Below are 18,816 nucleotides of genomic sequence, written 5' to 3' on the forward strand. Positions count from 1 at the left end.
TTTTCTTAGGTTAATGCAGATTTGAAATTACAAAAAAAACGCCCAATATTAAGTATTGGGCGTTTAAAAGATTACCTAAATTCAATCAGACTTATTCTATTCCTCCATTTATCGACCTCTCCCTGTAAGTCGCTGAAAAGGAGGAAGTGAGATTATCTCTTTATTTTTATATTTTGCATAGGCCTTCACGAAGTAGCTGCGCTTAGGATCCAGCTCGCTCCATGGGATATGCACGGAGTATTCACCGTTTTTTGGGGATTCAGTGGCCTTAAAAGCCATTTCTTCCAAATTCAGAAATGACACATCATTCAGCTTCACCCCAAAGCTCCCCGGCTTATTAAGTTGTAAATTCTCCGATTTTACATAAATCGTGATTCCCTCCTCCTTATTTTCTATGCGGTCAATATAGATAGAATAGGCAGGGTTTCTTTTGATTACGGTGGCGATATTCGGATAATAAGCCGTCTCGCCGGCCTGATTTACGGCTTTTACCGTATAGAAATAATCCCCATCCAAAGGCGCATCATCGATAAAATGGTTGCCTTCGATATTCTCCGCATATCGCTCAAACTGATGAGGTTCCGAGCCCTTGTAGAGGTTATAGCGTACGTCCTGGTGCACAGTATCCTGCACGATCCACTCCAGGTACACCTTGCCATCCATCGTCTCTGTGGCAGAAATATTCCTTGCAGGAATTGGATATTGCTCATTGAGCATGATCGATTCACTGTTTATAGCTTCTGTTTCTCCCAGACCATTATAAGCTTTGAGGCTGACCTTATAGTCCTGATCATAGTCCAATCCCGTCACGCGGTATCCGAAGACATTTTTAGCATCATAGGTTTTGGAAAATCCGCCATCTACAGCGGCCACGGTCACCTGATAGCCATCTGCCCCAGTGGCACTTTCCCAGTAAAGGGTAAGGCTTTTATCTCGCTGGCTGATTTTGAAGATCTTAGGGGCTGAAGGTTTTTCAAATTTCTCCATTACCTTATTAGACGCCTCACTCTTCTCATCACCATATATCGCATACACCTCAAAACTATAATCCTGTCCCTGCTCCAGGGAGTTTATTGAGGCCTGGGTGTCTTGGGTGCGGATGGTCTTCACCTTACCCGCCTTATCGGTGATCGCAATTTCATAGGCGTCGGCCATTTCGCGCTTCCACCATTCCAGGTTTATTCCCTTATCGGTGATGGTAGAATTATAAATTCGGGAAGGCTCCGCAGAAGGGTTCCTGCCATTCTTCCATTTCACCAAGCTCACGGAATAGGGCTTCACGGTAACTGTATTGCCCTTATATTTTTCATTTTCTATGGGTACATTCTTATTCTCCGCGACGGCTGACCATATATAGCTTTGGTCAAAGTCAAAAGAAGGAGATTGTCCATCGATTTTCAAGTCAAAAGCATAGGCTTCGCCGGATCGGTTGGTGATGGCTAGGTAGTCTTCTCCATTGATTCCTTCGAAGTAGCTCGCATATACCGATTCCACAGGCTCTCCCAAGCCTGGCACCTTCCGGGCACCTGTCACGTTGACGGGGGATATCCTTTTAGAATTATTGGTGGCCATATGAATGAGTTGAAGCCCTTTGCCTTCTTCATCCTGATAGGTTCCACTCATGATGGTATCCGTATCGATGGGTCTCTGATCTCTATAGGCTTCTTCGATCAGCTCATTCCTATTGGTGGCTGGGCGAATCTTATTACTCACCTCGTGGGAGCCGATCAGGAAGGCATTGGGATGGGCTAGCTGACGCAGGGTATATTCTGCATTATAGATCCCTGAGAAGATCCCGTTGAGTGGTGCATTCCAGACGCCAAACTCGGTGATGAGCATAGGGATTCCCTCAGCGGTGTACTCCTCAATTTCGGCCATAGCCTCATCTGTGGTGGCTTCGATCACCTTGGTATTGGCACGCCTCATTGCCTGATCAAAAGACTCCTTACCTCCCACATGAGGGGCATAAGAGTGCTTACTGAATACATTCCAATAGGCTCCTTTTTCGACCTGATACTGATTTATTTCTTTCATAAAATCCCAAATACCATCCCAGGTAAAGTTTAGGGCTAGCTTAGCATCTGGATAGACTTCTTGGATGGCTTCCGCATGCGGTTTCATTTTTTGGGCATAGTCATAGCCATCATTCCACCAATACCGGCTTCTGTTGGGCACGTAGAAATAAGGTTCATTACAAAACTGCCATACGTCCACCACGATATTATTATCCTTGCAAAACCGGGCCAAGGCACGGGTCATCTCGGGAGTTTCCGTGAAACCATTGATGGTGATCACCAACTTGCCCTGCACCTCACCCAGCAGGTGGTACAAGTCAATAATACGGTGCGGTCCCTTCACTTCAAGGAACCGATTGCCACGATAATACTGGCTGGCGTGGTCCATCATCATGGCATAATCCAAATTGTACATCCCCGTGGCAGAGCTAAATGCGTCACCCATGGTTCCCGAAAAATACCTCAACCATCCGGGCTTGAGGGTGTGGACGGCTTCCCGGAATTCGGGGTGGGTATAGCTCCACACTTTATCGGCTATCCGTACATTAAATCCACTGGAACCCAGTACCAGCTCATGCCCCTCGGAGGTGTTTACTTCCAGGCTGCCAGGTAGGGTTTCTTGACCTATAGCGGGGGAAAACCCTGCTAATAGTAAAAAGAAGAAAAGGCTTATTGATCTATACATAATAGTTTTTACTGGTTTATAATCAAGGTAAAGTAGGTGAAGGGTGGCTAACTCTGTGGAAATGGCCTTTTAGAAATCCTTCGATGTCTTGAGCACCATAAAGCTCCTCCATGTCCATCATCCCAAAGTCAATGAGAATGCTTCTAGCCTGAAAGCGGATTCGATTTGACTTAGCCGAAGAGGCCAGGTCCTTTATCTCCTCCACAGCGGGCAAGGCGAGGTCTCCAATATTCTCCAGCGAACTACCCGCAAAGGTGTTCCCTGATTGGCAGGAAGAAATCAGTAGCTCGAGGCCTTCCTTTTGTCCCAAATAAACAAGGGTCTCCCCTGCTATCGCCTGCAAGCTTCCGAGAGTCTCCTCCTTAGCGGCAGTTAATAATCCTGAGGTATCTAAGTGAAGCTCCGACTGAGACGCCAGATAGGCTATCCCGGAATAAGCCCACCAGCGGAACTCCGGCCGCTCATGCTTCAGGTAGCTCAGCAAGTCCGGGAGGTCCTTCTGGGTCGGTGCAGCGGATTTCTCCACCAATCGATGCAGCTCCGCCAAAGGATAATCGCTGTTTTTCACCCATTCGTAAAGTGAAATCCCCTCATCGGTGAAGGCATCCCTAATATCTCTAGGGAAGAATCCCAGGTCTCCGGATTCCTGAATATGCCGTGCTGTCTCGGCTCTAAGTTCCTGTAATTTGGACTGGTGCTCCGGGCTATCGGCGAGGTTGACTATGCCTGAAGGATCCCGGGACATATCAAAAAGATACTCCTGCGCCTTCACCTCGTAATAAGAGCGAAAGGGGTCGATGGCTCCACCCTGGTAGAAATAATCATCCCACGCCTGCTGAGCGGGCATACCCCACTGAAAGGATTGCTTGAGACCATGACGCTTATAAGGTGTATAATTTTTGAGGTAGAAATATTGCTCGTCGGCCACCACTCTGGAAGGGTCGAAATGGTCCTCAGAATTGGTTCTGAAGGCATGGGCATACTTCCTTTTTATTGCCGCAGGCCCCATAAAGGGCTTCCCCTGGAGATGATCAGGGAGCTCCGCCCCCGCCAGGCTGATGAGCGTAGGGCCAAAATCCACAAACTCCACCAATTGGCGACTGTGCGTACCAGGGCTGCCGGGCAGGAGATGCTGCCACTTTTCGGGTGCATATACGATCAGTCCTGGCTTCATGCCAGACTCGAAGGGAAAGGCCTTACCTCTGGGAAGGCATCCACCATGGTCGGAGAAGAAAAAGATGATGGTATTATCGAGCAAATCTCTTTCCCGCAGGTCATCCAGGAAACTCCCTACCCAGGCATCAGCGTCCTCCACTCCCTCCAGGTGCAGGGCATAATCGGCCCTTACCTCTGGTAGATCTGGCAGATGAGGTGGCAATTGCAGCGCATTCAGGTCCAGGCGTGAAGCTTCGCGAGCCTTCACCGTCACGGAAGTCATGCGGCTCATATGGGTGGTGTGATTGTTGAATTGGGCAAAAAATGGCTTGTCGCCTCGTTTTGCATTGTTATAGCTCGCATTGGGCTTTTGGCCATCATCGCTTCTATAGCCACTCAGCCCATCCCAGGTTTTGGGGTAAAACTCCTTCTGCACCGCTTTGGTGATATTATAATCGGTCTTTCCCGCATTGACAGTATAGTAGCCAGCCTCTTTGAGGTACTGAGGAAAAAAATATTCCTGAGGAACAATCATATTATTCCTATGCCAATCAGTCCCATAGGTGGTGGCATAACTTCCCGCGATCAATGAGGATCTGGCCGGGGAACAATAGGGAGCATTGGAAAACACATTGTCGAATACCAAGCCATTTTCTGCTAAGAAATCAATGTTTGGAGTGGATATAGCGCTATTGCCGTAGGCAGGCAAAAGATAGGGAGAGGTATCTTCTATCACCAAAAACAGGATATTGGGCCTGTCCTCAGTGGGGATGTCCACTTTCACGGCGCTGGTAGATGCAGCTGTGGCCATATGAACGGCGCATAATGATCCAGCCAGGAGCAGAATGGTCCTGTAAAGCCTTTGATATAATCTCATAGTTCGGATACTTTAAGAAATGATCATGAATACCTAAAATGAAGAAAAGAAAGGCGATGAAAATCACCGCCTTTCTACCATTTTACATAAACCCGGTTTTACCATTCTTCAAAACCCAAATCAAGCTCAGGAGCCTGACGGATTATTAAAGTATCTTTGACGAGGTAATCCGCTTCATTTTTCATGAACGAATACTCGATATAAAAAGCACTTTCATCTTCGGAGTAAGTTCCTTGACCCTGCAGATCCTGGATCTGATCATCTTCGGTACTTATGCTCACCAGATTGCTGTCTTCATCCACGGTCAGGATGATGGATCCTGACTGATTGTTTCCTACTTGTGGCGTCAATACCTGATTTCTAGTGATAGTGCTCAGATTCCAAGTGGCGTTTTTGATCAGATCCTGATTGTTATACACCACTTCATTGACCACTTCACCGTTTTCATCCAGTTCTACCTGCGCTCCTTTGTGGTAATAAGTACCACTGTAAGGACTGATATATTTGACCACCAAAATGGTATAGTTTTTTGGTGGGTTAATGACATTCCCGAGGTCATCATAGCTTCCCGAGGCTATAGAATCCAGGGAAGAAGCAGTGATCCTGATGGGAAGCGCATAGGTATTGGAGGTGGCGTCGGGATCATTGGTAAAATTCTCCCTGTTTAGGCTCACGGTGATATCGCCGATATATTTGCCAGCAGGGATGAGCATCCGGCTGTCATCGCTGAGGGTATAATAGCTTTCGGGAAGGAGCACAAACTCATTACCGCCAGTAAAAGCCTCATCTTCCAGCAGGCTAGGATCGACCACAAAGTCTGCATATTCCTGCACTTCGCTGGTACGCTTACCACCCATGGCCACGCCCACCTTAAACTCCATCTCGTCATAAGCGACGATGGTCCTGAGGGGCTTCTGACTGCCAAAATAAACAATGGTATAGTCAAAATCCTCTATATAATCCTCATAAGGCTCGCAGGACATCAGTCCACCCGCCAGTAAGGCAACTCCTAAAATTATATTATTTATCTTCATCATTTTGCTGTTTTTGATTACCAACCAAGGTTATTGATCAATTGAGGGCTTTTAGACATCTCGTCATAAGGGATCGGATTATAGTAATATTTGATGGCATCAAAATTACGCTGCTCCACCAAGGTCTCTTCAAACGATAGTTCGCCATCGGCATTTCTCTCGATTTTCACTCCCAGGATGTCTTCGTCTAGCGGCATCACCCATCTTCTCATATCATAGAAGCGTTGGTTTTCGAATGCCAGTTCCAGCCTTCTTTCATTCTGAATGAAATCTCTGAAAGCTTCTTTACCCTGTGCGGCCACCTCATCCACATAGCCAGCGTCATTGATCCCGGCGGCAGAGCGGATGGACTTGATTACGTCCACAGCAGACTGGGACATATCTGCGCCCACGACGGTAGGCCCAAAAGCTTCGTTGGATGCTTCCGCGAAATTCAGGTAAATCTCTGTTCTTCTCAGCAGTGCATGATAATGGTGATCATTACTAGGGCTGATAGGATCCAGTAGGCCATTCTGTACCGAAAGCCACTTTCTCAGGTAATAGCCTGTTCGTGTGTTTCTTTGATTGACAGACTTGGAGTCTTTTCCGCCTTCATAGGTTTGCAATGCAGAACCATTGAGCTGCTGGCCATTATAAAATATGGTCAAAGCCAATCGAGGGTCTCTATTTTGATAAGGATTTTCTGGATCGTAACCGGATCTGGGATCATCGATGGGGAAGCCATTACGCATTGGGAAAGCCTCCACCAGGTTTTGGGAAGGGCTCGTCCTCGCATCGCCAAACTCAGAAATCGGATAATTCTTATTCTCTAGGTCTCTATTATTCTGGTATTTTCTCCAAACAAACTCCGATGGAGTGGTCGAGCTATTAAAGTCGGCCGTCTTAAGGCTAGAGAAATTACCGATATTTTCGATTGCTTCCTGCGCATACTGAGCCGCTGTCACCCATTTCGCCTCATAGGTAGCCACGTCCAATACCGTAAAATCTCCCATGCCATTGATGGCGGTAATTTCGTTGGACTGGGTCGCTGGGCTAGCAGCATATACGCCTACGCGGGCCTTTAAGGCAAGGGCGGTTTGCTGATCTGCTCTACCAATCTGCTGATCGCCAAGGATAGGGTTGCTTCCTGAATATACCTCTGGAAGATAAAACATGGCTGAATCTAGATCAGTAATGATCTGATCGACACATTCCTCATAGGTATTTCGCTCCACCTGATCCAGCTGCGCCGCTTCCTCAAAAGTAAGTGAAGAAAGAACAATTGGATAGCCAAGGGCTTCACCATTATTAGCTTTACCGCCAAACTGCTGCAGCAGGGTGAATCCCCACCAGGCACGAAGGTAAAATGCTTCTCCTTTGAGGTTTATTCTCTTGGCCATATCGGCATCGGGATCCACAAGATCATAAATGACATTGTCCCCTAAGCCATTTTCCAGGAAAATATGGATATTTCTAAACTGATTGTAGGCATTGTCCCAGTTCCCGATAGGGCTGGAAGCAGGACTCACTGCACCCGTGCTATAGGAATATAGTCCACTACCAAAGGCACTGGTGACGGCATTATCCGTGGCCACGTCCAGGAAATCTCCGCCATTCTCGATGGAGAAGTTGGCAGGAATATTCGCATAGGCGTTCATAAGGAAGCCTTCTGTCCTTTCGGGAAGCCCAAAGGCAAATTCGTCCCCATAGGTATTGTCCAGTACAGGCTCCAATTCCATATTACAGGAAGTACTTGCGCCCAGCAGACATGAATACAATGCTATTTTTATATAGTTATTTCTTGATTTCATTTTCTTTTGGATTTAGAAGCTTACAGATACACCACCAGTTACCGTTCTGAATACAGGATAATTGTCCACCCCTGCATTGATCACCTCTGGATCGAGTTCCTTGATCTTAGAGAGCACAAATAGGTTGGTGCCCCTCACATAGAATTTCACGTTTTTGACTACCCAGGAGCCGTTGGAAACGGAATAGCTTAATTCCACATTTTTCATTCTGAAGAATGAAGCATCACTTAACCAATAAGTAGAGTTTCTGAAATCATTAATATTCTGGTAAGTGGTCAGTGCGGGACCTGTTCCTGAAGGGTTGTTTACAGGATGAAAGCGATCAAGGGTATAGGCAGAATATTTTTCCTCCCCGTCATTTCTGTAGTAAGAATTACTCAGCATCTGATCCACTCCCAGCTCTGCGGTACCCAGGATGAATAACCCAAAGCGCTTATATTTCACATCCAGGTTAATCCCTAAGGTGGTTCTTGGGAATGCATTACCGATCACCGTTGCATCGCGGGTATCAATAACATTATCCCCGTTTACATCCTGATAGGCGATATTACCTACCCCATACTTGCCCAGTGACTGAGCCGGAGCGGCATCCACAGCGGCTTGGTCTCTGAAAAGGCCATTGTCCACCAGTCCGAAGATCGCATCAGAGGAATGTCCTACTTGATTTAGGTTTTCGTCAGGGTAGTTTACCTGGTCGATTTGCTCCAGTTTATTTTTCACCAAAAGGATATTTCCTCCAATATTATAGGTAAAATCCTTGGTGGTGTTGAACCAGTTTATGCTAGCATCCATCCCTTGATTAGATACTTCACCTAAGTTGAGAGGGATATTTTGGCTGCCATTAATGGAGGAGAATACCGAGGAAGGATTATCATAGATAATATTAGATCGATATTCATTGAAATAATTCACTTCAAACATCAGGCTATTGCTGAAGGCCATCCCTTCCACGCCAATATTAAACTCTCGGGAGGTCTCCCAGGTAAGGTCAGGATTTCCAAAATTGTCGAACCCTGTTCTTGGCACGCCATTTTGATTTCTTTCGCCGAAGGCGGTGCTTCCATTATTATAATATCGGGTATCATAAAGGTAAAAGCTGGTGGCACGATCATATCCTATTACCCCAAAGCTGGACTTCAGCTTAAGGAAATCCACGGATTCCGAGCTTTTCAGGAAGGACTCTTCGGATACAATCCATGATGCGCCGACAGCTGGGAAGAATTTATGTTTGTTTTTCCCAGAAAAGCGATTGCTTCCCATCACTGCGCCTGTGGCTTCCAAGTACAATTTATTATCAAAACCATAGGCGGCACGCAGGAAGCTATTAGTGTTTTGAGTATGCTGACGAATATCACTATTCTCACTGAAATAATAGAAGTGAGATAGGTTCGCGATTATCGAGTGCTTATCGAAAGTTCTATCATAATCCAGGTTGGCCATCCAGCCGAGATTTCTGCTGATATTATTTCCAGACTCCTCTCTATTTCCTGATATTATCCTATTATTCAGCTGAATATAAGCGGTGGAATCCAGTCCAGAAGGTCCTGGCACAGTTTGCTGCTCATAGCGTACCGGATTATTGATTTGGCCGGCGGCGTGATATTGGTAGTTGTCGAAGGTAACCACCGTCTTGGCAGACAGTCCCTCGGTGATTTCATCCAATTTCAGTTTCATCCCAAAATTAGTTTGACCATAGAAGAACTGGTATTCCTGGAATCCCCCATACATCATATCGCCATATAAGCTGGTTGGGCGCAGGTAGCTTCCGCCTAGAGGTGGAATCCGCTCTACCCCTAATTGGGTGTCTTCTCCAGCGAAGTTGGGGTCGGTAATCTCAAATGGGTATTCGTTTGGACGATTGGTTTTGATGCCATTAAACACCTCATTTTGGTGCAGCTTGCCCCATGAGCGGCTTTCGATAATACCGTTACCATCGATAAAAGCACTTAGGGAAGGGGTCACCTGAATATCCAGGTTACCTCTGATATTTAGTCGATCCTGCTCAGGCGTACGGCCTACTTTCTCGACTCCTTCGGTGCCTACATAGCCAAGAAGCAAAGCGTATTGCGCATCATCTGTTCCTCCGGTGTATTCGATATTTGCTTTTCTGAATGGAGTGCTTGAGCGCAGGAAGTAGTCATTATAGTCAGCATTTGGGTATTTAAGATCATTAGGTCCTGAGGAATTGATATATCCTTGGATATCCTGATCAGAGTAGAATGGATCCAGACCATCATTCCCTCTGGCTTCATTATATAACTGGGCATACTGGGCGCTATTCAGGTATTCCGGCATACGGGTGGTCATATTGACGCCATATTGGGCGGAAGCTTTGATCACGCGAGTATTGGCTTTACCTCTTTTGGTGGTGATCATGACCACGCCATTGGCCGCTCTGGATCCGTAGAGGATTTTGGTGCTGGCATCTTTTAGGACCTGCACACTTTCGATTTCCTCAGGGTTGAGGTATTCGATGGGTCTTTCGATGCCATCGACGATGGTAAGGGCGGCATTATCACCAGTGCTGGCCATACCTCGTACATATAAGCTAGCGAGGTTATTGCCAAGTCCGTTGGCATTATTTCGCACGGTAAGTCCTGCGACTCTTCCTTGAAGGACATTTTGGAATACGATGGAAGGTTGCTTTTCCAGCACCTCACCAGATACCTGTCCCACGGCGCCTACTAATTCACGCTGAGAAGTCTGTAGGCCTGTAGGCAGCTCCACGATATCCCGCTTGGAGGCAAATGCCAGGTCCTTGATCATGATGATTTCATTGGTGACATTTCCTTCGCTGAGCTTCACCACCACCTCCTTGTATCCGGGGGCGGTGATCATCAGGGTACCACTTGGCTGCGCTTTGATCGCAAACATGCCCTGACCATCCGTGCTGGTTTGCAAGAGGCCTTCTCCCAGTGTTATCTGGGCATTTTTGATAGGCTCACCATTGCTATTCACCAGCTTGGAACTGATATTCATTTCGGTCTTGGCCTTTTTTTGCTGTGCTGTGACATTTGCACACAGGCAAAACAGAACCACTACGAGTGAAACTATTCTATGAGTATATGATTTCATTTCAGTTTTCATTTTTTGGGTCTAAAATTACCAACCTGGATTTTGTTGGAAATTATACAGGTTTTGGGCATCCGACTGAGAGACAGGATACCAGTGATACCTTAAGCCAAACACACGCTGCTCGCTCTCAAGGTTGACCACTTCATACCTGAAGTCCAGGCTGCTCTTATCGGCCACATTTCTATGTCCCGCAGGTGGGTAGGCTCTGATTCCCTGGATAGGCTTGGAGAACACCTCTTCGGCGATCATCCATCTCCTCAGGTCATGCCATCTGTGGTTTTCCCAGAACAGCTCCACAGCTCTTTCATTTCTGATTTTGTCCCTAAAGCTCTCTTTAGTACCTGTAAATTCACCCGATACATCAGGCATACCGACACGGTTTCTGACCATATTCACCGCCTGCACAGCGGTAAGACCATATCCTTTAGGATCATTATTAGGTCCGTAAGCCTCATTCATCACCTCGGCGTAGTCCAAATAAATTTGGGACACCCGGATGAAAATATGGTTTATATTATACTTGCCGAATTGGTTTAGGAATTGGTTGCATTCTTCCCAGATAAACTTCTTGGTCATATATCCCGACAGCTGTCTGTTTCTCGTATGTACCGAGCTGGTGGTGATATCATAATCTCTACCTTCCACATATAACTCCTGATATAGCTGTCTTCCTGAGTTGTTCAATCCCCAGGCTTCGCCAGGCACGATCACATTATTATAGAATCTAGGATCTCTGTTGACATAGGGATTCTGCGGGTCGTACTCAGCTCTAGGGTCATCGATGGTATAGGCTTCTCCGTCCACTAAAACTTCAAACATATCCACGACATTCTGAGATGGCCCAGCATAGGCAGTGGCATCATTCCCTGTACCTCCTGAGAAATACTGAGGGATATAAAGACTTCTCAGTCCACGTCGGGTATCTCTTCGTCCTCCATTATAATTGAACCATAGTGATTCATCGCTACCATTTACCCCTTCGAAGTAGAAAATATTCTCATATTCCTCTCCATTCATCAGGCGATAGTTGGTGCCTGCTGTGCCTTGATTCACATAAGTGATTACATCATTGGCATATTCAGCGGCTCTTTCGGACCAGGCTTGACCATAATCAAGGTATTGGATGCTATTAAGGCCATTCTGCATAAGCGGGCTGGCCGCGTATAGAGCAGCCATGGATTTCACAGACATTGCAGCGACCTTTGTTGCCCGGCCATATTCATTTTCATTCCAGCTATGTGGCAATAAGGAGATGGCAATGTCCAAATCTGCGATCAGCCATTCGGAGCTTTCTGAATAGGTCAATCTCGGTAGATCCAGGTCATCATTAGGAGTGTAAGCCTTATCCAGCTTGGGCATACCGCCCCAGCGCTGGATAATCTGGAAATAATACCAGGCACGGAAGAAATGCGCCTGACCGATCAGCTCATTTTGCTGTGCTGGGGTAATACCCGGGATCCCAGGTGCCTGCTCGATCACATTATTGGCGACACGAATCGCAAAGAAGGCATTGGAGATGATGGAGCCACGTTCATAATTAGTCTCTCCTCCCCAACCGATCTCACCAGTTCCAGACTTATTGATCCAAGAGCCAGTATTGATGGTCTGGTTCAAAGGCCCACTAAATAAAGTGGCTGCCTCATCCGACAGGCCACTGATGCTGGTTCTGTCCAATTCCTGCGATCTCCAGTGATGCATATCATAGAGTACATCATAGCAGTTGTCCAGATATCCTCTGGCAGATTCGTATTCTGAAAAGACATCTTCTTCAGTAATTCCAAAATCTGGTGATACATCGAGATAATCTTCGCAAGAAAATAATCCCAACAAAAAGACGAATATATATAGATTACTTTTTCTCATAATTTTACTGATTAGAAGGAAACTCGAAGTCCTAAATTATACCTCTTCACTACCGGGTAAGTCCCTGTACCGCTGGTTTCCGGATCTATACGAGCATCGGAAAGCTGCGACCAGGTAAGCAGGTTATTGCCATTGGCATAGACCTGAAAACTCTTCAGTCCCAAGCGCTTCAAGTAGGCCGGATTGAAGCGGTAATTAACTTCAATATTCTTCAGCCTGACATAGGAACCGTCTTCGTACAGTAAGGTACTTCCTGAGTTATTATGTCCATTGGACAGGTGCAAGGCAGGCTTGGTGGCAGTGGCGGCCGTTCCTGGCGTCCATCGGTTGGTGACATCCGGCTGCGCCTGAATGAAACCGCTTTCAAAATCCCAATACAATAAGCCCGGGTAATTATAGCCTACATCCGACACCCCGTACACCAAGGCATTCATCCCAAAATTCTTATAGGTAAACCCAAAGTTTAACCCATAAGTCCTCCAAGGATACTGGACATTCTTCATGGCCACCTGATCATTGGTATCGGTGATGCCATCTCCATTATAATCCACAAACATGAGATCTCCAGGAACCAGGCTTCCCTGCGCCACCCCGTGAGTAGGCGTAGGTCCATTATAGATATCATCTAGAGATTGGTAATTTCCACCTGCTACAAGTCTGGACACCCAGCCGATAGGCTTGCCTGCTTGCTTCAGGTAATCGCTCAATAAACGAGGATCATCACGGTAAACAATTCTATTTTCGGCATAAGCCGTATTGAAATTCACATAATAAGAGAAATCGGCACCGATTTTATCATTCCATCCAATCTCCAGTTCATAACCACGGTTTTTGGTGGAACCAATATTCCCTGTGGCCACATCAGAGGTACCATACCATGCTGGCTGGGTTCTTCTTTCCATAAGGATGCCCTCTCTGTTTTCCATGAAGAAGTCAAGAGAAACATTCAATCGCTCCAACATATCAAGTTTGAAGGATAAGTTCTGCATAGTACTGGTTTCCCAGGTGGAATTTGGGTTTGCAGGAGTTCCTTCCCGGTACAATGGTCCATAAAAAGACACATTGTCATATCCTAGGCGGATGTTTCCACCTGAGGAATAGGTCTGGGCATACTGGAATCTTGGTCCGCCATCACTACCTACTACACCGTAAGAATAGTTGACTTTAAAGAAATCCAACCAGCTGCCGGTGGCTTCCTTGATCCAAGGCTCCTCAGAGGCTACCCAACCTGTGGCAAAAGAAGGGAAGAACCCGAATCTTAGGCCTGGAGCAAATTTCTCTGATCCTGAATAGGTGGAGTTAAACTCCAATAAGTATCGGTCTTTATAGTAATAATTGGCACGTCCTACCCACTCTTCTCTTTTGCTAGGGTAGCCACTTCTGGACACATCCTGCTGTCTCCACATCAACGCAGTACCGCTCAGCGTATGGTCTCCAAACTTGCGTTTATAGTCCATCTGAAAGCGATAATTCAGGCGGCGATTATAGCCATTGGTACCATATAAGGTCGGAAGATTGGAGGTCACTGGGCCTTCCTGATCATTAGGACCTGGAAATCTCACTTCCGTATTTATCGGATAGCTGATCTCCCCATTAGGCCCCTCGATAGGATTGCTATAATCGTACGCTCTATAATATCTGATTCGATCAAAACCAGAATCACTCCCGCCTACACCGCCACGAAGAATCTGGCGCTCATAATTCGAGTAAGAGGTATAACTCACACTTCCGCGAGCCTTCAGCCCTTTGGTCACAAAGTCCAGGTCTTGCTTCAACTCCGCATCATAGAATCCCTGGTAGTAATTATAGGTACGCTGACCACCCTGGTTGATCTGCATATAGACATTGTGTGCTCCAGAAGGCGAATCACCATAAGTTCCATCAGCATAGGTCAGTGGAAAAAGGTTAGCTGGAGATTGGAAGAGCTTATTAAAAAACTGTGCCTGACCGAAGCCATCTTCCCCGCCGCCATCGATTCTGTATCCTGGCTGAGTTCTCGTTCTGTAGTTTCCGGAGAAATTAACGCTGAAAGTCGTGGACTTGGTCAATTCAAAGTCAAAATTAGACCTCCAGTTGTATTTCTTCATACCAAATGCCGGATCATATTCTTCTTGTTCCTCGGTTTGGTAAACATCTCCATCGTTTCTATAGCCCAGGGATACGAAATATTTTACAAACTCAGTACCCCCTCGGGCATTGAGGTTATAGGTTTGCTCATATCCTGTACCCAGAAGCTGGTCATACCAATCGACCTCTGGGAAGTAAGGGTTGTAAGGTCCCCTCTGATCCCAGTTTTCTCTCCAGGCATCCATAGTGGACTGAGGAATCAGCTGGTCCCAGTTTTTATCATTGGTGGCGGCCTCGTTAAACATCTCCATCGCGGTCAGATAATCTGCCTTGGAAGCAGAAGCGGTAGGCTGTTTGACGCCAAAATTACTGGTAAAATTAAAGGTTGGTTTTCCTGCTCGACCTCTTTTGGTGGTGATGAGGATTACGCCATTGGCACCTCTTACCCCATACACGGCGGTGGCAGAGGCATCTTTCAATACCGAAATGGATTCGATCTCATTAGGATCCAGGTTATTGATATCCCGCTCCACCCCATCTACCAAGGTAAAAGGCTGCTGGGAGTCACCATTCCATGAAGAACGGCCACGGATAAATAGCTCTGCAGCATCGGAACCAGGCTTACCACCACTGCTGACGGCTGTCAAGCCGGGCATGGCCCCCTGGAGAGCTTCCGAAATGGTATTTACAGAACCCACACGCTGCAGGTCCTCCCCTTTTACGGTACCCACTGCACCGACCAGGGTTTGCTTGGTCTGCTCACCAAAGCCCACTACCACCACTTCTTCAAGGTTGGCAACATCCGGCTCCATCGTGATCGTAAGATCCGATTGGCCCGACAGGCTGAGGTCTATTTCCTGGGTTTTATACCCTATAAATCGTATTATCAATACGGCATTGTCGCTTACTTCCAAAGTAAAGCGTCCATCAATATCCGTAACGGCTCCCTTGCTAGTGTCTTTTTGGAGGATGGCTACCCCTATCATGGGCTCTCCAAACTCATCCAAAATAACTCCAGTGACGGTCACCTCTGCGGCCTGAGCCTCGGAAATAATATCTGGAATAACGGCCGAGTAAGATGGCTGGGGACTGAGGGTCACCATCGAAAATCCCAGTGCTACTCCCCAACTCAATCGGGACAACTTCTTATAATGAAGTTTCCCCATGCCTTTGTCTAGTATTTGTTTTTTCATACTCTTGGGTTATGACTTGTTAATAGAATATTGGTATGTGGTGTGATCGCTATTAGTGCTGGCTGTGCGTAGAGCATCGCAGGATTCTTGGACCGAGGAAAGAGCGTCTCAAGGAAGAATTCAAAAACTTCAAAAATACTATTCATTCTTACAGGTATTAAGGGTTAATTTATTTCTTGCATTACCCAAAATCGCAATTTGCTTTTTCGGATGATACAAGAATAAATATTATCTATCCAAAGCCTTATAAATAATCGTTCAAATAGTCTTGCTTATTATTCAATACATCTAACCACCTATATTTCAACATATTAAGACCTATAAGAAACTGCTTTTTTACGAGTGATTTCCGGCAAATTCTTTTCCTAATTAAGAAAAATTAAGATTCATCCGCTAGAATGAGATGGGGAAACCTAGGCCAAAATTCGATTTCTGTCCTACTAAGAACAGGCGGAACAGGGATGAAATCAGCCCAGTTGCTAGTGGCAAAGAAGGGAAGGTGCCTGCTTTTATTTAGAGATTTCACGAGCCAAATCGAGCCAAGGAAGCCCATATTATAAGGCCCGATTAGCGAGTATTACTGAGCTTTCCTAGAGAGCTTTTCTGAGTAGATCCCCCCTGTTTTTTTGCTCGCGCAAAATCGTTTTATATGGAAAAAAGCATCTTTCCTTTGACACCATTAATTTTCCTTGGCTGAGAATTCGAAGCCTTCAAAATAAAAAAAGCAGCGGCCCATAGAGCTGCTGCTTTCCTAAAATAGTAGAGGGTAAGAAGTATTATTTCAATGAAAAATATCGATCACCAGATGATCACCTCATGGCTGTTTTTTCGGACATACGAATCAAACAAGGAATAGGTAAGCATAAATTCATGAGTGCTGGAGGGAAGAAGGTAGCTTTTGATGGTGGGAAACTCATATACATATCCAAATTTCATTTTTGGTAAAACGATTCCCATCTGAACGTTATTAGCATAATCTATCCTGTGTCCCAGCCCGAGCCAGAGCTTATCCATCAGCAATGCCTTCAGGTTAAACTCAATATTGTCGGGAAGATCTGCCTGGGCGCGATAAAAGAAATTACCTATCACTGCCACATCTTTATTGAGGGCTTCTCTGTATCCTGCCTGGGCGATATAGGTGACTGGGCGGCCATCCAGGAAATCATCTCCTGCGCTCATTCGGCCTCCATTAACGCCCTGCATGGCATAGGACAGGTAATAATTGGCATGAGTAAGAGCCAGACCAAGGTTAAAATCTAGGATCTGCATATTGGAAAATGAACCTATATAGCCCTGAAGGGTTTCGTCATTAGTCTGCTCTGTGGTCATAGAATTGCCATCAAGCCGGATATTGGTATAGCTTATGCCAGCGCCAAGTCGCAAATTGTGTTTTTCGGTAATACGCACTCTGGAAGCATATGCCAAAATCATATTAGCCTCTCTGAAGGCTCCGTAACTATCAAATAAAACGTTTAAACTTGCGGCATTTTTGCCTGCCAAGGCAGGGTCAGTCATGCCTTTAGCCTCCGCAAAATCTACCTCAGCACTGATGAAGCTTGTCTTAGGAGCTCCCTCGTATCCGCTCCATTGATTACGCACAAAAGCCCTGGCTGTGCTGCCTTCATAAGCGGTAAGGCCAGGGTTGAAGTAGCTTTGGAAAAAACTGAACTGGCTAATGTATTTCCTTGACTGCCCCATTAGCGAAATGGGAGCAGTCAGGAAAAGGGTCAGTATTAAGATATATGTTTTTTTCATGATTGATTTCTTATAAAGTGATGGGATTATTTGCTCAGAAGGTTAAGGAAACCTTTGCGTACCTCGGAGGTTTCGGTGGATTCTACGACCCAGTAATAGGCTCCTGGGGCCATCGCCTTACCCCTGTAGGTTCCATCCCATCCCTTGGTGGGGTCAGTGGTGAAAAACAAACGCTCACCACTTCTTTCGAAGATCATCACTCGAACGCCCGTGAAATATTGCAGATCAGGCACCTGCCAAGTATCGTTGACCCCATCCCCATTTGGCGTAAAGGTGTTAAAGATCTCGATATCTGATAATGGAGTTCTCAATCTGGTGATGGTAAAGTCCTTCATAAGCTCATTCCCCGCAGCATCCACCACCAAAATCGTCACTACAAATTCCTCCCTACCAGAATGTGCCTCTACACTGCTCCAGTATAATTTGCCATCTGTAAGCGTAAATAAAGAATTGTCATTTGCCCCCTCTATGAGAATCATCTGGTGCTGATCATCCACAGGATCTGTAATGGTCACCTCCCCGATCAACACTTCTGAGGAATGGTAATCTGCTTTAAAGCTATCAGCTCCAAGAGAGATATCTTCAGGGCTAGCCTTCGGCAATACGGTGATTTGTATTTTGGCCTGTGGCAGATTCTCCTGCTCCATATCCGATGGAGTCTGGAGCGTCCCATAAATGGTATAGCTGCCGCTTGCTCGACTATTGAGCTTAGCCGTATTCCAGCTTACCGGGATATTTATAAGCTCCTGATGACTGGTGATCACTAAAACCTCCTGCGGCAAGCTAAGCGCGGCTACGCTGGATCCCCAATCAACAGCAATGGTGCTGATCGGATAAACCTCAGCAATCTCACGCCCCATGATAGTGAAAGTCCCTCCGGAGAAACTTAAGCTATAGTTTTCGCTGACACTGAGATTACCCTTATTTATTGGGTAAGTACCTACCGTTTCGCCAAAATTACGCTCCAGCTCACCGCTGATTACTGATGGGCTATCTCCATTCACTAGCCCCTGTACGGAATAGCTGAGTGTGGGATCGACAGTGCCATAGATCTTGTCCATAGATTCGGCCTTAACCTTTAGCTGGGCCGGGCAAATGGTCAGTTTGCCTGTCTGATAACTTATCGTATAATTAGCAGAAGATAAACCTTCACCACTGATCGCATATTCCCCGACGGACTCACCAGATTCTCGGCTTATAGTCAATACACCGCTCAAATCCTCAGCAGTATCCTCCCCTACGAAACCGCTGTACGCAACGCTAAAATTCGGATCCTGCGCTCCATAGACCTTGCTCGCTGGCTGAAC

Annotated in this window: 10 protein-coding genes; all 10 read right to left on the reverse strand. The window is 46.2% G+C overall.

Annotated elements, in window-relative coordinates:
• Positions 1–108 precede the first annotated feature (108 nt).
• On the reverse strand, positions 109–2,700 hold the full coding sequence (locus B050_RS0116555) for a fibronectin type III domain-containing protein (protein ID WP_018475067.1): 2,592 nt from the start codon (positions 2,698–2,700) through the stop codon (positions 109–111).
• A gap of 22 nt (positions 2,701–2,722) precedes the next feature.
• Entirely contained in the window at positions 2,723–4,732 is a 2,010-nt protein-coding gene (locus B050_RS22590; RefSeq protein WP_083923296.1) for a sulfatase family protein, read from the reverse strand.
• 98 nt (positions 4,733–4,830) lie between these two features.
• A complete protein-coding gene (locus B050_RS22595; protein ID WP_157492852.1) occupies positions 4,831–5,769 on the reverse strand; it encodes a DUF1735 domain-containing protein in 939 nt (312 codons plus the stop codon).
• A gap of 14 nt (positions 5,770–5,783) precedes the next feature.
• On the reverse strand, positions 5,784–7,556 hold the full coding sequence (locus B050_RS0116570) for a RagB/SusD family nutrient uptake outer membrane protein (protein WP_052308759.1): 1,773 nt from the start codon (positions 7,554–7,556) through the stop codon (positions 5,784–5,786).
• 12 nt (positions 7,557–7,568) lie between these two features.
• On the reverse strand, positions 7,569–10,631 hold the full coding sequence (locus tag B050_RS0116575) for a SusC/RagA family TonB-linked outer membrane protein (RefSeq protein WP_157492853.1): 3,063 nt from the start codon (positions 10,629–10,631) through the stop codon (positions 7,569–7,571).
• A gap of 27 nt (positions 10,632–10,658) precedes the next feature.
• Entirely contained in the window at positions 10,659–12,494 is a 1,836-nt protein-coding gene (locus tag B050_RS0116580; protein ID WP_018475072.1) for a RagB/SusD family nutrient uptake outer membrane protein, read from the reverse strand.
• Between the two features lie 11 nt (positions 12,495–12,505).
• Positions 12,506–15,754 (reverse strand): SusC/RagA family TonB-linked outer membrane protein, encoded by a 3,249-nt coding sequence (locus B050_RS22600; protein WP_018475073.1) that lies wholly within the window; start codon positions 15,752–15,754, stop codon positions 12,506–12,508.
• Positions 15,751–15,900 carry a hypothetical protein gene (locus B050_RS23485; RefSeq protein ID WP_157492854.1) on the reverse strand — a complete coding sequence of 50 codons (150 nt, stop codon included), beginning with the start codon at positions 15,898–15,900 and terminating at the stop codon, positions 15,751–15,753. Before B050_RS23485 ends, B050_RS22600 begins: the two co-directional genes overlap by 4 nt.
• A 652-nt stretch (positions 15,901–16,552) precedes the next feature.
• Entirely contained in the window at positions 16,553–17,509 is a 957-nt protein-coding gene (locus B050_RS0116590; protein ID WP_044202784.1) for a PorP/SprF family type IX secretion system membrane protein, read from the reverse strand.
• A 26-nt stretch (positions 17,510–17,535) separates the two neighbouring features.
• Positions 17,536–18,816, reverse strand: a 1,281-nt coding sequence (locus B050_RS22975) for an MBG domain-containing protein (RefSeq protein ID WP_026235965.1), incomplete at its 5' end; no start/stop codon positions are given.

The sequence above is a fragment of the Echinicola pacifica DSM 19836 genome (assembly GCF_000373245.1).
In the GTDB taxonomy this organism is placed as follows: domain Bacteria; phylum Bacteroidota; class Bacteroidia; order Cytophagales; family Cyclobacteriaceae; genus Echinicola; species Echinicola pacifica.

Coding starts and splice junctions, on each gene's coding strand:
- B050_RS23485 (WP_157492854.1), bottom strand. CDS start 15,900: ATGAATAGTATTTTTGAAGTTTTTGAATTCTTCCTTGAGACGCTCTTT.
- B050_RS0116580 (WP_018475072.1), bottom strand. CDS start 12,494: ATGAGAAAAAGTAATCTATATATATTCGTCTTTTTGTTGGGATTATTT.
- B050_RS22590 (WP_083923296.1), bottom strand. CDS start 4,732: ATGAGATTATATCAAAGGCTTTACAGGACCATTCTGCTCCTGGCTGGA.
- B050_RS0116575 (WP_157492853.1), bottom strand. CDS start 10,631: ATGAAATCATATACTCATAGAATAGTTTCACTCGTAGTGGTTCTGTTT.
- B050_RS22600 (WP_018475073.1), bottom strand. CDS start 15,754: ATGAAAAAACAAATACTAGACAAAGGCATGGGGAAACTTCATTATAAG.
- B050_RS22595 (WP_157492852.1), bottom strand. CDS start 5,769: ATGATGAAGATAAATAATATAATTTTAGGAGTTGCCTTACTGGCGGGT.
- B050_RS0116555 (WP_018475067.1), bottom strand. CDS start 2,700: ATGTATAGATCAATAAGCCTTTTCTTCTTTTTACTATTAGCAGGGTTT.
- B050_RS0116570 (WP_052308759.1), bottom strand. CDS start 7,556: ATGAAATCAAGAAATAACTATATAAAAATAGCATTGTATTCATGTCTG.
- B050_RS0116590 (WP_044202784.1), bottom strand. CDS start 17,509: ATGAAAAAAACATATATCTTAATACTGACCCTTTTCCTGACTGCTCCC.